Raw genomic sequence first — 12,818 nt, 5'->3', positions numbered from 1 at the left:
TCCTGCGACAACCGACGCTCTGCAATGAAGACGTGTGGCGAGGGCAGTCTCCGCCCGCGAATGTTCCGGCGCTGTCAAAAGATGACAGTGCTGTCACAAAACTGTTGGCGGTTTTGACGCGACGTGCACGTCCTGTTGGTAGACCCACGCGCCGCTCCCTGGCCACTCCCTTCGATACGACGCGATGCCTTCGATGACTCCTGTTCCGTGCCGAGCCGTCCGCCTTCCGCTGCGCCTGCATCCGCTGGTGCTGGCCCTGGCCGCGATGCCGCTGCCATTGTTCGCGCAGGAGGCGGCGCCTGCGCCCAGCGTGAACATCAATGAATACATCGTGCGCGGCAACACCGTGCTCGATCCGCGCCAGATCGAACGCGCGGTGGAGCCGTTCCTCGGCCCGGGCAAGACCCTGGCCGATGTCGAGAAGGCGCGCGATGCGGTCCATGCGCTCTACCAGCAGGCCGGCTACCAGTCGGTCTACGTCGAGCTTCCCGAGCAGCAGGTCAGTGGTGGCGTGGTGCTGCTGAAGGTGCAGCAGACGCCGATCGGCCAGCTGCGCGTGGTCGGCACCCGCCACGAGTCGCCCGAACGCATCCGCGAACGCGTGCCGGCGCTCGCCGAGGGCAGGGTGCCTGATTTCGACCAGGCGCAGAAGGAACTGACCGCGCTCAATGAAAGCGGACGTCGCCAAGTGATGCCCCTGGTGCGCGAAGGCCAGGTGCCGGGCACGATGGACGTGGACCTGCAGGTCGAGGAGAAGTCGCCGTGGCGCGCCAGTGCGGCGCTCAACAACGACCACAGCGCCGACACCGAGAAGCTGCGCCTGAGTGCATCGCTGGCCTACGACAACCTGTGGAAGCGTGGGCACAGCGCCAACATCGGCGTGTACCTGGCGCCGGAAGACACGAAGCAGGCCAGGGTGTTCTCGGCCTCGTACACGATGCCGTTCGAAGGCACGCCGTGGAGTCTGGAAGCGTCCGGCTACAAGTCCGACAGCCGCGTGCTGAACGCGGGTGGGCAGGTGGGTACCGGCACCGGTACCAACGTGATCGGCAACGGTCACTCGATCGGCCTCAAGCTCAACTATCGCCTTGCCGGCAGCAGCCAGTGGTGGCGCCAGCTCAGCCTTGGTGTGGATTTCAAGGACACCGAGGAAGACACCCAGATGGGCAAGGACAGCCTGAAGACACCGTTGAAGTACGCGCCGATCACGCTGGCCTTCGTGGGCGTGCGCCAGGGCGAACAGGATCAGCTGAGCATCAATACCCAGCTGGTGGCCGGCACCCGCCGCCTGTTCGGCTACGGCAGCGACGCCACCGCCTTCGGCCAGAAGCGCTATTGGGCCGACCCGAGCTTCGTGGCCTTCAAGGCCGACGTGGCCAACACCCATACCTTCGGCAACGACTGGCAGTGGTACGCGCGTGGCTCGCTGCAGGTGACCGACGCGCCGCTGGTGTCGGCCGAGCAGTTCGCCGCCGGTGGCATGTACACCGTGCGCGGCTATCTGTCGGCCGAGGCGATCGGCGACTACGGCGGCCTGGCCAGCCTGGAATGGCGCACCCCGGCGTGGTCGCTGTGGAGCGGCACTGATCTGCGCGTCTACAGCTTTGCAGACGCCGCCTACCTGCGCCTGCGCCAGCCACTGCCCGAACAGCGTGACAAGTACAACCTGGCCTCGGTCGGCCTGGGCGCGCAGCTGCGCCTGGGCGAGCACCTGCAGCTGCGCCTGGACTACGCCTGGCCCTATGCCGATGGCCCGGTCACGCGCAAGGACGACCCGCGCCTGCATTTCAACATCAGCACCAGTTACTGACCCTTCCCTTGAACATGCGTTCTCCGGAGACCCTTCGCATGGACCGTTTGCTTTCCCGAGTGTTGCTGCTGCTGGCCGCGCTGGTTGCGTTGCCTGCTGCTGCGGCCGATGCCAATTGGTGGCAGGCCGAATGGAAGTACCGCAAGCCGATCACTGTCGACGCCGGCCCCCAGGGCGCGGGCCTGGCCGGTGACCCGGGCCGCACGCCGCTGCTGCTGCGCCTGCATACCGGCAACTTCGGGTTCGACGGTACCCAGGACGCGGGCAATGACCTGCGTTTCGTGTCGGGCGATGGCCGCACCGTGCTGGCCCATCAGATCGAACAGTTCGATCCCAAGCTGGGCCTGGCCCTGGTCTGGGTGGACGTGCCGGCAGTCAGCGCCGCCGCGCCGCAGACGATCTGGATGTACTACGGCAATGAGAAGGCACCGGCCAGCGGCAACGGCCAGCAGGTGTTCGATCCGGATTACACGCTGGTCTACCACTTTGCCGAGGCCAATGCGCCGGCGCGCGACACTACCGCTTACGGCAACAACGCCGGTGCCGTCGTGCCGCCGTCCGAGGGCGCGGTGATCGGTCGTGGCGTGCAGCTGGGTGCGGGCCCGCTGCCACTGCCCGCCAGCGCGTCGCTGGCGCAGGAAGCGGGTGCGCCGCTCACCGTTTCGGCCTGGATCAAGCCGGGCGGCAACACTGCCGCGCAGGCGATCTACGCCCGTCGTGATGGCACGTCCGAGCTGGTGCTGGGTATCGAAAACCGGGTTCCGTTCGTGCAGCTCAACGGCCAGCGCAGTACGCCTGCGCAGCCGATTCCGGAAGGGCAGTGGGCGCACGTCGCGCTGACGGCGGAGAAGGGCGCGTTGCAGTTGTACCTCAACGGCCGTGTGGTGGCCCGGCTGAGTGGCGAGCTGCCGGCGCTGGGCACGGCGCCGGTGGTCGGCGCCGATGCCCCGGGTGCGGCGCAGCCGCTGGCCAACTTCGAAGGTGCGCTGGATGAGCTGCGCGTCTCGCGGGTGGCACGCCCGGCGGCGCTGCTGCTGGCGGATGCCACCGCGCAGGGCGCCGATTCGCGCCTGATCAGCTACGGTGCCGACGAGCAGTCGGCTGGCCAGAGCCACTTCGCCTTCATCCTCAAGGCGATGCCGTTCGATGCCTGGGTGGTGGTCGCCATCCTCGGCCTGATGATGCTGCTGTCGTGGGCGATCATGATCGCCAAGAGCCGCCACTTCGGCCGCACCAGCAAGGCCAATGCGGTATTCACCGAGAGCTTCGGCAAGCTGTCCGGCGTGCCGCTGCGCACCCTGTCGGACATGGATCGCCAGGGCAAGGCACCGACCGCTATGCACGATGGGTCGTTGTGGCGCATCTACCAGGTGGCCATCGATGAAATGCAGCAGCGCCACCAGCGCGACGGCAACAGTGGCTACCTGAGTGGCGCCACCATCGCCGCGATCCGCGCCTCGATGGATGCGGTGATGGTGCGCGAGCAGGAAGCGATGGCGCGGCGCATGAACTGGCTGTCGACCACCATCGAAGGTGCGCCGTATGTGGGCCTGTTCGGCACCGTGATCGGCATCATGCTGGTGTTCGTGGTGGCGGCGATGGCCGGCGCGGTGGACATCAACTCGGTGGCGCCAGGCATGGCCGCGGCGCTGCTGTGTACGGCTGCCGGCCTCGGCGTCGCGATCCCGGCACTGTTCGGCTACAACTACCTGGGTGCGCGTGCCGAAGCGATCGGTGCGGACATGGCGGTGTTCATCGACGAGTTCGCCGCGCGCCTGGCCGAAGAGCAGGACGGGCGCGGCCCGGCCGCGGTCCAGGGCTGAGGGGCGCGCCATGGGCCAGAAGGCGAAGTTCGGCATCAAGAAGCGCGAGAAGGGTATCAACGTGACGCCCTTCGTCGACGTGCTGCTGGTGGTGCTGGTGATCTTCATCCTGACCAGCAACGCCTCCATTCCCGGCATCGAGGTCAACCTGCCGAAGGCCAGCAACAGTGTCGCGCTGGAGAAGCCGAAGACCAAGGCGATCACCATCGACCCCAGTGGCCAGGTGTTCCTGGATGCCTACCCGGTGACGATGGCCGAGCTGGAAGACCGGCTGCGTACCGAACGCGCGACCACGCCGGATTTCCCGGTCATCGTGCGCGGTGACGCGCAGGTGCAGTACGCCCGCGTGGTCGAGGTGCTGGACCTGCTGCGGCGCCTGGAGCTGGCGCAGGTGGGCCTGGTCACCGGCAAGGCGCAGGGCTGAGGCATGACGGCCCATCAACCCCCTCGACCGGAGCCCGGCATGCGCGGTCGCGCGTTGCTGGTGACCGTCGCGCTGGTGCTGGTCGCGTTGCTGGTGCTCGGCGTCGCACTGTGGTGGCTGCTGTTCAAGGACACCGCCAGCACCCGCCGGCCGGTGGTGCAGCCGCCGATGCTGGCGCTGCCACCCCCTCCGCCGCCGCCCCCGCCGCCCCCGGAAAAACCACCGGAGCCGGAGACGCCGCCGGAAGAGACGATGCCCGAACCGGAGCCGCTGGATCAGCCGACGCCGGCCGAAGAGCCGACGCCGACACCGGATAACAGCGATCCGGTGACGATGAATGCCGATGCGCAGGCCGGCGGAGACAACTTCGGCATCCAGTCCGGCAGTGGCGGCGGTTCATCCGGCGTCGGCCGTGGTGGTGCTGGCAACGCCACCTACGGTCGCTACCTGGGCTACCTGATGCAGCAGGCGATCTCGCGCGACGACAAGGTCAAGCGCCTGGCATTCCAGCTGCAGGTGAACGTATGGCTGGCCAGCGATGGCCGTCTGGAGAAGGTCGAGCTGGTACGCGGCAGTGGCAACGAGGAGGCCGACGCGGCCGTGCTCGATGCCCTGCGTCGCATCGGCAAGGTCGACCAGGCACCGCCGCCGTCGCTTGATTTCCCCGCCCGCGTCCTGATCCAGGGCCGCCGGCCCGGGGCCTGATTCCCGACCTCCGTGATTTCCCTTCTTTCGATGAGAACCGTGATGAACGACCACGTCCGCGCACGAACCGACTCCCGCCGCCCGCGGCCGGCCCGACGGGCGCTGCTGTGCTGCGCCGTGCTGCTCAGCCTGGCCGCCCCGGCCGGCGCGATGGCCGCCGAAACCACCATGGTCAAGCTGATCAAGGGCCTGATCGCCAGCGGCGCACTGAAACCCGAAGACGGGCAGGCGCTGCTGGTACAAGCCGAGGCCGAAGCAGCGGCCGCACAGCGCACTGCAGCCACGGGCAGCGCCGCCGCCAGCGGTGGCGTGGCCCTGGAGGCTGGTGACGTGCGCGTGCCGTACGTGCCGCAGAGCGTGCGCGACGGTATCCGTGACGAAGTGCGCCAGGACGTGATGGCGCAGGCCAAGTCCGAAGGCTGGGCGGCACCGAACGAAGTGGCCGAATGGACCAAGCGCATCAAGGTCACCGGTGACATGCGCGTGCGCAGCGAGTCGCGCTTCTTCTCCGAACGCAACAGCGACATCGTGAGCAACTGGTCGTCGATCAATTCCGGCAACGGTTTCGACACCAACACCAACACCAACCTGCAGCTGCCGCCGCTGCTGAACACCCGCCAGGACCGCCGCAACCTGTGGCGCATCCGCGCCCGCCTCGGCATCGAGGCGATGATCGGGCAGCACACCACGGCCGGCGTGCGCCTGGCCAGCGGCAGCAGCAATGGCCCGGTGTCGACCACCGAGCAGCTGGGTGGCGGCCTGAGCAAGAAGGACGTGTGGCTGGACCAGGCCTGGCTGGCCTACAGCCCGGCAGACTGGGTGACGGTGCGTGGCGGCCGCTTCGGCAATCCGTTCTGGACCAGCGACACGCTGTTCTCCAACGACCTCAACTTCGATGGCCTGGCCGCCAACCTCAATTATGACTTCGACGGTGGCGACCTCGACCTGTTCGGTAACCTCGCGGTGGTGCCGCTGGAATACACCTCCGACAGTTCGCCCAGCCAGAGCCGGGTCAAGACCCCGAACGAGAACAAGTGGCTGTCCGGTGCGCAGGTGGGCGTGAACTGGCGCTTCAACGACGACAACGCGCTGCGCGCTGCGCTGGGTTACTACGACTTCAAGAACATCAGCGGCCGCCTGTCCTCGCCGTGCGCACTGTATGCGGGTGCGGTGGGCTGCGACACCGACTGGTCGCGCCCGGCGTTCATGCAGAAGGGCAACACGCTGATGCTGATCCGCGACATCGCGCGCAATCCGCTGGACCCGGCCAACACGCCCACCCCACAGTATGTCGGCCTGGCCTCGGCGTTCCGCCTGGCCACGCTGAACCTGCGCTGGGATACGCAGCTGGCCCAGGGCGTCGGCCTGCGCCTGGATGGCGACTACATCCGCAACCTGGCCTACGACAAGCAGGCCATGTTCAATCGTGCCAACAACGGCATCGTCAACAACTACGGCGCCGGTGGCACCGCCAGCATCGATACCTTCCGCAGCGGCGACACCGCGTGGATGGTGCAGGCCACCTTCGGTGCCACCGAGCTGAAGGAGAAGGGCCAGTGGCAGGCGCTGCTGGGCTACAAGCACATCGAGGCCGACGCGCTGCCCGATGCCTACAACGACCCGAACTTCCACCTCGGCGGCACCAACGCCCGCGGCTACTACGTCGGCGGTGCCTATGCGCTGGATGCGCGCAGCTGGATCAGTGGCAAGTGGATGGCGGCCAAGGAAGTGTCCGGTGCACCGCTGTCGATCGACGTGTTCCAGCTGGAGTTCAATACCGGGTTCTGAGTGGCCGGCGTGATGCGGATCACGTAGTACGTGGCGGGGGCGCAGCGATGCGCCCGTCTAAGGAAAGGAGACCACGCGTTGTTCAAAAGGAGGAGTGGATGAGCCGTCGCAAGCTGTTCGAGAGTCCCGAACCGTCCAGCCAGATGCTGGGTGTTGGACCGGCCTATGTTTCAGTGGAGGGCCTGCGCCAGCACCTGGCCGAGTTCCTGCTGTATGCGGGCCGGCCGGTGGTGATCATGCGCGGGCGCAGCGAAGTGGGCTATTTCCTGCCGGCGCGCTGCTGGCGCCAGCGTGACGATGATCCGCTGGCGGCGGCTGCCGCCGACCAGCTGCTGGATGCGGCCGGGTTCCAGGCCGAGGACATCCAGCAGGTGGAGCAGGAATTCAACGCGATGCGCCAGCGCACCGTGCTGCATTCACGGCGCTGAGCCTTCGGTAGAGCCGGGCTCATGCCCGGCTTCCAGCCCAGGAGCTGAACATGGGCGTGGCTCTACAATAGATCCACGCCACGCGTGGATGGGGTTACGCTGCTACCCCGCGCTCACTGGTGATGCGTGCACCTTCGCGCATCACCAGCGTCACCGGGGTCTTTTCCACCACCTCCAGCAACCGCTGCCACTGCGCATCGCTCAGCTCGGCGCTGGCATGCAGCACGCGGTGCACGTGGAAGCGTCCATCCTCATCACGTTCCGAGCGCAGCTCGGCATGGAACTCGCCCAGTTCCCAGCCCTTGCGCTGTGCATACATGCGCAGGGTGATGGCGGTGCAGGCCGCCAGCGAGGCCAGGTACAGATCGAACGGGGCGAAGCCCTTGCCCTGGCCGCCCAACGATGCCGGCTCGTCCGCATCCACATCAAAGCCGCCATTGCTGATGTGGTGCAGGTAGTTGTCGCCGGTTGAAACAATGCGTGCGTAGGCCATCAGGGTCTCCTGCAATCTGTAGAGTCGAGCCATGCTCGACCAACCCAACTGTAGAGTCGAGCCATGCTCGACTGCTTCAAAAGACGGCGCGGGCTACCTGCCTGCGCCGCCACGAATTCACTCGGTACGATCGTACGAGAACTGGATGCCCGCCGTACCCCCGGTTTCAATGAAGAGGTTCATGAACGCGGGGACCGTTTCCGAACGCGCCCAGTCGCGCTGCAGCTCGCAGAACAGCTGCGGCACGCTGATCAGCTGGCCACCGGCCTGTTCGATGCGGCGCAGTGCCGCGTCATGCGCCGCCAGCGAGGTACCGCCCACGGCGTCGACCACCACATACACCTCATAGCCTTCCTTCAACGCATCCAGGGCCGGGAAGGTCAGGCACGCCTCGGTCCACAGCGCGGTCATGATCAGCTTGCGGCGGCCGGTGGCTTCCACCGCCCTGCGGAACTCGACGTCCTCCCAGGAGTTGATGGTGGTGCGGTCGTAGGTGGGGTAGTCGCCCAGCACCTTGCGCAGCTGTGGAATCGGCGGCTTGTTCAGGCCGGTCTTGACGTTCACCGTCGAATGCACGATCGGCAGACCGTAAGCCACAGCGGCCCTGGCGGTGCCGACGATGTTGTTGACCAGCAGCTGGCGGTCCATCGAGGCGATGGAGTTCACCTGCACCGGCTGGTAGTCGATGATGATGAAGGTGGAATTCTGCGGCGTCAGCAGATGATCGCTGGCCGGGTCTCGGATCGGTTCACTGGACATGATGGGTCTCCGGTTGAAAGGAGTGCCGACAGCGGGCTGGCACCCGGGGGCAGCTCAGCTGCGCTGCGAATCCAGCTGCTCCTGGTTCTTCTGCACGTCCTGCGCCTTCAGGTAGCTTTCGATCAGCAACTGGTAGTTCGGGAAGATCTTCGTGTAGACCTCGGCCCACTGCTGGGCATCGTCGCGGTTCCAGGTGCGCTGGATCTCCGAGGCCACCGCAGCGGTGTCCATCGGTACCACGCCGGCCTGCACCACGCGGGCCAGGGTGATCTCTTCGGCCATCTTCGAATAGGTGCCCGAGGCATCGATCACCGCGAACACCTGGTAGCCATCGGCGACGGCGGCGATCGACGGGAAGGCCATGCACACGCTGGTGATGGTGCCGGCAATGATCAGCTGCCTGCGGCCGGTGGCCTTCACCGCAGCAACGAATTCCGGGTTGTCCCAGGCGTTGATCTCACCCTTGCGCGCCACGTACTGGGCATGCGGGGCTGCGTCGTGGATCTCCGGGATCAGCGGCCCGTTCGGGCCCTGCGGGACAGAGGCGGTGGTGATCACTGGCATCTTTGCCAGCGTGGCCATCCTGGCAAGCGCGGTGGCGTGGGCGCGCACGCTGGTGAACGGCAGGTCACCGATGGTCTGGAACAGGCCGCTCTGGTGGTCGATCAGCAGCATCGCGGCGTTGTCCGGATCGATCACCGGGCGGGTACCGTTGAAGTTGGCGGGGGTACTCATGGTCAGTCTCCTGGGGAAGTGGGCGATGGCCCGGTGGCTGCGGCGGGTCGAAGCCCGCCGCATTGAGGTGTTCAGTACGCGATCCGGCCGAAGCGGCCGCTGTTGAAGTCGTTGACCGCCTGCGCGATCTCGGCCTGGCTGTTCATCACGAAGGGGCCATAGCCCACCACCGGCTCGTCGATCGGCTCACCGCTGAGCAGCAGCACGGTGGCGTCGCTGTCGGCGTCGACGAACACGTCCTCGCCGCTGCGGTCGAAGGTGACCAGCTGCGCCTCGCCGACCGGCTGGCCGCCGTTGATCCGGACCGTGCCCTTCAGTACTACCAGCGCCAGCGTGCGGCCATCGGCCACCGGCAGTTCGGCGTGGTGGCCCTGCTGCAGGCGGATGTCCCAGACATCCATCGGCGTGTGGGTACGCGCCGGGCCGGCGTGGCCGTCGAAGCGGCCGGCGATGACCCGCACGCGTCCGGCGCCGTCGGCCAGATCCACCGAGGGAATGTCTGCATCGAGCAGGGTCTGGTAGCCCGGTGCACCCATCTTGTCCCGGGCCGGCAGATTGACCCACAGCTGCACCATGTCCAGCGTGCCACCGCGCCTGCTGAATTCCGGCGTATGGAACTCCTCGTGGAGGATCCCGGAGGCCGCGGTCATCCACTGCACGTCACCCGGGCCGATGGTGCCGCCGGCCCCGGTCGAATCGCGGTGGGCGACCTCGCCCTCATAGACGATGGTGACCGTCTCGAAACCGCGGTGCGGATGCTGGCCGACGCCACGCGGCGTATCGCTGGGCGCGAAGGTGTAGGGGCCGGCGTAGTCCAGCAGCAGGAACGGGCTCAGGTGCTGGCCGTGGGTGTTGTAGGAAAACATCGAGCGGGCGGGGAATCCGTCGCCCACCCAGTGCGGGCGGGGGGCGCTGTAGGTGCCGGTGACACGCTTCATGGCGATCTCCTGGCCGGGGCTGCCGGCCGCTGTTCTTCGTTGCGGGAGACGATATCGCCGCGACAATAGGGTCGGTAGACGCCAATATTTGCCGTCATAGTCCTATCTGGTGAACAATGGGTGCGCGCCTTGCGCCACAGGAGATCGCCCCGTGTTCATCGCTGATATCCGCCGTTGCGACCTCAACGACCTGTTCTATTTCGCCATGGTGGTCGAGCACGGTGGCTTCTCGCAGGCCGGCCGGGCGCTGGCCATGCCGAAGTCGAAACTGAGCCGGCGCATCGCGCTGCTGGAGGAACGCCTGGGCGTACGCCTGATCCAGCGTTCGACCCGGCGCTTCTCGGTCACCGAGGTCGGCCAGGACTACTACCGCCATTGCAAGGCGATGCTGGTCGAGGCTGAAGCAGCCGAAGAAGCCATCGCGATGTCACGCGCCGAGCCGCGCGGCACGATCCGCCTGGCGTGCCCGATCGCGATCCTGCACGCGCGCATCGGCCCGATGCTGGCCGACTTCCTGGCCCTGTACCCGCAGGTGACGGTGCAGCTGGACGCCACCAACCGCCGCGTGGACGTGGTGGGCGAGGGTGTGGACGTAGCGATAAGGGTGCGGCCGCCGCCACTGGAGGACAGCGACCTGGTGGTGCGCGTGCTGGCGCGCCGGGTGTGGTGCACCAGTGCCAGCCCGGCGCTGCTGCAGCGGCTGGGCACGCCGCAGGTGCCGGCCGACCTGGCGATGATGCCGACCGTCGACCTGGCCTCGCCCAGCCAGCAGCACGTCTGGGAGTACACCGGGCCGGGCGACGTGCAGGCCAGCGTGCATCACCGCCCGCGGCTGGTCAGCGATGACATGATCGCGCTGCGCGCAGCGGCGGTGGCCGGGGTCGGGCTGTTGATGCTGCCGCGGATGATGATCACCGACGAGCTGGACAGGGGAGCGCTGGTGCCGGTGCTGCCGGAGTGGGTGCCGAAGCACGGCATCGTGCACGCGGTGTTCCCGTCGCGGCGTGGGCTGCTGCCGGCGGTTCGCGCATTGATCGATTACCTTGCCGAGCGTTTCGAGGCGTTGGATGAACCGTAGGCTCCGCATCCACGCATGGCGTGGATCTACTGGATCCGCAGCCGCCTGGTAGATCCACGCCATGCGTGGATGATCCTGGTGCCGCGTGACGGGACTTTGCTTGCCGCCTGCGGCCGCGCAGCCCACAATCCACGTCCGGACCGTCGCCATCACGCCCATCATTCCCCGGTCCGGCCTTGGCACCTATGTCTCCCAATGCCCTGGCGCTGGTCGAGCTGCTGATCCGCGAGCGCCGTGCGTTGTCTCGCTTCATCGCGCGCTACCTCGACCCGGCCAGTACCGAGGACACCCTGCAGAACCTGTACCTGAAGGCCAGCAGCGTGCCCGGTGATCCACCGATCCTGGAGCCGCGCGGCTATCTGTACCGGATGGCCTATCACCATGCGCTCAACCGCAGCCAGGCCGACGCCCGCGAGCGGCGCGCGATGGCCGAGTACGCCACCGACATGGCCGGGGCGGGCCACGACGGCGAGGCTCAGGCGCTGGACCAGGCGCAACTGCGCGAGATCACCCAGACCATCCTCGCGCTGCCGGCGCAGGTGCGCGAGTGCTTCGTGCTCAACCGCTACCTGGGCCTGAGCGAACGCGAGATTGCCGCGCGCCTGGGAATCTCCAAGAGCCTGGTCGGCAAGCATGTGCTGCGCGCGGCGCTGTTGATCCAGCAGCATCAACAGGGAACGCGCCGATGACCGGCGTTTGCCGTGGGCAGATCGCGCCCGCCGTTGTCACAACAGGAAAGCGCACCCGTTCGCGGTGCGGCAGGCCACAACCATGACCACGTCCGAACCCTCGCCGCGTCAGGCCAGGCAGGCGTTGCGCTGGGTGATCCGGTGCAGTGCAGGCCCGCTGCCGGAACGCCAGCAACGAACCCTGCAGCGCTGGCTGCAGGCCGATCCGCGCCACGCGCTGGCCTGGCGCCAGCAGCAGGCGTTCTGGCAGGGGCTGGATGCCGCCGGGCCCGACGTGCTGGCGGCGCTGCCCGGGTTGACGGCTGATCGCCAAGGGCTGCGTCCGATCACGCCGCGCCGCCGCCTGCCGTGGCTGCTGGCCAGTGCTGCCGCGGTGGTGCTGATGGTTGCCGCTGCGCCGCACGCGCTGCTGCTTGCTCGTAGTGACCTGCGCAGCAGCGATGCGCCGCGCCTGGTGCAGCTGGACGACGGCAGCACCGCCATACTCGATGCCGGCACCGCACTGGCGATCGAGTTCGATGGCCGGCAGCGCCACCTGCGCCTGCTGCGCGGCCAGGCCTGGTTCCAGGTAGCGCATGAGGCTCGCCCGTTCCAGGTCGAGGCGGCGGGCGGCGTGGTCTGTGACATCGGCACCGCCTTCAGCGTGTCGATGCTGGATACCACGGTCACCACCCAGGTCAGTGAGGGTGTAGTGGATGTGCGCCCGGGCGATGGCAGCGTGCAGCGCCTGCATGCCGGACAGGCACGCGTGTTCCGTGACGGGCGCTGGCTGCAGCCGGTGCAACTGGAAGATCCGGAGAGCATGGCGCCATGGCGGCGTGGCGAGGTGGTGATCGATGATCAGCCGGCCGCGCAGGCCATCGCCGATCTGGCGCGCTACCGTCGTGCGCCGGTCTGGGTACTGGGCGGGCAGGGTGCACGCGTACGGGTCAGTGGCCTGTTCCATCTGCAGCAACCGGAGACCGCCATCGATGCGGTGGCCGCGCAGGCGGGACTGCGCGTGCAGCGCCTTCCTGGCGGCGCGATGGTGCTGTGGTGAGGTGCAGCCGGTTGATGGCAGAAAGCGCCGCATGAAAAAAACATGAAAAAACCGTGGGCACTCGCCGTGCCCCGTTGTCTATAGAGGTATAGCCAGAGCGAAACACCGT

Annotated in this window: 13 protein-coding genes; 9 read left to right on the top strand and 4 right to left on the bottom strand. The window is 67.4% G+C overall.

The window, feature by feature from the left end; translation table 11 throughout:
• Positions 1 to 193 precede the first annotated feature (193 nt).
• The 6 genes from DFO63_RS02370 to DFO63_RS02345 all read left to right on the top strand — a co-directional run bounded on the left by DFO63_RS02370 (position 194) and on the right by DFO63_RS02345 (position 6,978).
• Positions 194 to 1,810, top strand: a complete 1,617-nt coding sequence (locus DFO63_RS02370; RefSeq protein WP_119006359.1) for a ShlB/FhaC/HecB family hemolysin secretion/activation protein — start codon at positions 194 to 196, stop codon at positions 1,808 to 1,810.
• Between the two features lie 38 nt (positions 1,811 to 1,848).
• A complete protein-coding gene (locus tag DFO63_RS02365; protein ID WP_119006358.1) occupies positions 1,849 to 3,633 on the top strand; it encodes a MotA/TolQ/ExbB proton channel family protein in 1,785 nt (594 codons plus the stop codon).
• Between the two features lie 10 nt (positions 3,634 to 3,643).
• Positions 3,644 to 4,057, top strand: a complete 414-nt coding sequence (locus DFO63_RS02360) for a biopolymer transporter ExbD (protein ID WP_005409874.1) — start codon at positions 3,644 to 3,646, stop codon at positions 4,055 to 4,057.
• A gap of 39 nt (positions 4,058 to 4,096) precedes the next feature.
• Positions 4,097 to 4,762 carry a cell envelope integrity protein TolA gene (locus DFO63_RS02355; RefSeq protein ID WP_049444731.1) on the top strand — a complete coding sequence of 222 codons (666 nt, stop codon included), beginning with the start codon at positions 4,097 to 4,099 and terminating at the stop codon, positions 4,760 to 4,762.
• A 42-nt stretch (positions 4,763 to 4,804) separates the two neighbouring features.
• Positions 4,805 to 6,550: a putative porin gene (locus DFO63_RS02350; RefSeq protein ID WP_049444729.1), complete on the top strand. Its 1,746-nt coding sequence runs from the start codon at positions 4,805 to 4,807 to the stop codon at positions 6,548 to 6,550.
• Between the two features lie 98 nt (positions 6,551 to 6,648).
• Positions 6,649 to 6,978, top strand: coding sequence for a hypothetical protein (locus tag DFO63_RS02345; protein ID WP_005409871.1), 330 nt, complete (start codon positions 6,649 to 6,651; stop codon positions 6,976 to 6,978).
• A gap of 94 nt (positions 6,979 to 7,072) precedes the next feature.
• Here DFO63_RS02345 and DFO63_RS02340 read toward each other — a convergent pair whose 3' ends face one another.
• From DFO63_RS02340 to DFO63_RS02325, 4 genes are all read right to left on the bottom strand, one after another.
• Positions 7,073 to 7,471: an OsmC family protein gene (locus tag DFO63_RS02340; RefSeq protein WP_049444727.1), complete on the bottom strand. Its 399-nt coding sequence runs from the start codon at positions 7,469 to 7,471 to the stop codon at positions 7,073 to 7,075.
• 117 nt (positions 7,472 to 7,588) lie between these two features.
• Positions 7,589 to 8,230, bottom strand: a complete 642-nt coding sequence (locus DFO63_RS02335; protein ID WP_119006357.1) for a hydrolase — start codon at positions 8,228 to 8,230, stop codon at positions 7,589 to 7,591.
• A 54-nt stretch (positions 8,231 to 8,284) separates the two neighbouring features.
• Complete coding sequence (locus DFO63_RS02330; RefSeq protein WP_049444722.1) at positions 8,285 to 8,965, bottom strand: hydrolase; 681 nt, start codon at positions 8,963 to 8,965, stop codon at positions 8,285 to 8,287.
• Positions 8,966 to 9,036: 71 nt separating this feature from the next.
• On the bottom strand, positions 9,037 to 9,903 hold the full coding sequence (locus tag DFO63_RS02325) for a pirin family protein (protein ID WP_049444720.1): 867 nt from the start codon (positions 9,901 to 9,903) through the stop codon (positions 9,037 to 9,039).
• A gap of 151 nt (positions 9,904 to 10,054) precedes the next feature.
• Here DFO63_RS02325 and DFO63_RS02320 point away from each other — a divergent pair, with 151 nt between their 5' ends.
• The 3 genes from DFO63_RS02320 to DFO63_RS02310 all read left to right on the top strand — a co-directional run bounded on the left by DFO63_RS02320 (position 10,055) and on the right by DFO63_RS02310 (position 12,709).
• Entirely contained in the window at positions 10,055 to 10,981 is a 927-nt protein-coding gene (locus DFO63_RS02320; protein ID WP_049444718.1) for a LysR family transcriptional regulator, read from the top strand.
• A gap of 185 nt (positions 10,982 to 11,166) precedes the next feature.
• On the top strand, positions 11,167 to 11,670 hold the full coding sequence (locus DFO63_RS02315; RefSeq protein ID WP_119006356.1) for an RNA polymerase sigma factor: 504 nt from the start codon (positions 11,167 to 11,169) through the stop codon (positions 11,668 to 11,670).
• Between the two features lie 82 nt (positions 11,671 to 11,752).
• Positions 11,753 to 12,709, top strand: coding sequence for a FecR domain-containing protein (locus DFO63_RS02310; protein ID WP_101765570.1), 957 nt, complete (start codon positions 11,753 to 11,755; stop codon positions 12,707 to 12,709).
• Positions 12,710 to 12,818 lie beyond the last annotated feature (109 nt).

The sequence above is a fragment of the Stenotrophomonas sp. AG209 genome (assembly GCF_003550055.1).
GTDB lineage: Bacteria > Pseudomonadota > Gammaproteobacteria > Xanthomonadales > Xanthomonadaceae > Stenotrophomonas.
Note: the sequence above shows the minus strand (reverse complement) of the source record. Positions and strands in the feature narration are given on the sequence as shown.

Excerpts from the sequence above, each read along its gene's own strand:
- DFO63_RS02315 (WP_119006356.1), top strand. The coding sequence starts at position 11,167 with ATGTCTCCCAATGCCCTGGCGCTGGTCGAGCTGCTGATCCGCGAGCGC.
- DFO63_RS02350 (WP_049444729.1), top strand. The coding sequence starts at position 4,805 with ATGAACGACCACGTCCGCGCACGAACCGACTCCCGCCGCCCGCGGCCG.
- DFO63_RS02360 (WP_005409874.1), top strand. The coding sequence starts at position 3,644 with ATGGGCCAGAAGGCGAAGTTCGGCATCAAGAAGCGCGAGAAGGGTATC.
- DFO63_RS02330 (WP_049444722.1), bottom strand. The coding sequence starts at position 8,965 with ATGAGTACCCCCGCCAACTTCAACGGTACCCGCCCGGTGATCGATCCG.
- DFO63_RS02355 (WP_049444731.1), top strand. The coding sequence starts at position 4,097 with ATGCGCGGTCGCGCGTTGCTGGTGACCGTCGCGCTGGTGCTGGTCGCG.
- DFO63_RS02340 (WP_049444727.1), bottom strand. The coding sequence starts at position 7,471 with ATGGCCTACGCACGCATTGTTTCAACCGGCGACAACTACCTGCACCAC.
- DFO63_RS02365 (WP_119006358.1), top strand. The coding sequence starts at position 1,849 with ATGGACCGTTTGCTTTCCCGAGTGTTGCTGCTGCTGGCCGCGCTGGTT.
- DFO63_RS02335 (WP_119006357.1), bottom strand. The coding sequence starts at position 8,230 with ATGTCCAGTGAACCGATCCGAGACCCGGCCAGCGATCATCTGCTGACG.
- DFO63_RS02370 (WP_119006359.1), top strand. The coding sequence starts at position 194 with ATGACTCCTGTTCCGTGCCGAGCCGTCCGCCTTCCGCTGCGCCTGCAT.
- DFO63_RS02345 (WP_005409871.1), top strand. The coding sequence starts at position 6,649 with ATGAGCCGTCGCAAGCTGTTCGAGAGTCCCGAACCGTCCAGCCAGATG.
- DFO63_RS02325 (WP_049444720.1), bottom strand. The coding sequence starts at position 9,903 with ATGAAGCGTGTCACCGGCACCTACAGCGCCCCCCGCCCGCACTGGGTG.
- DFO63_RS02310 (WP_101765570.1), top strand. The coding sequence starts at position 11,753 with ATGACCACGTCCGAACCCTCGCCGCGTCAGGCCAGGCAGGCGTTGCGC.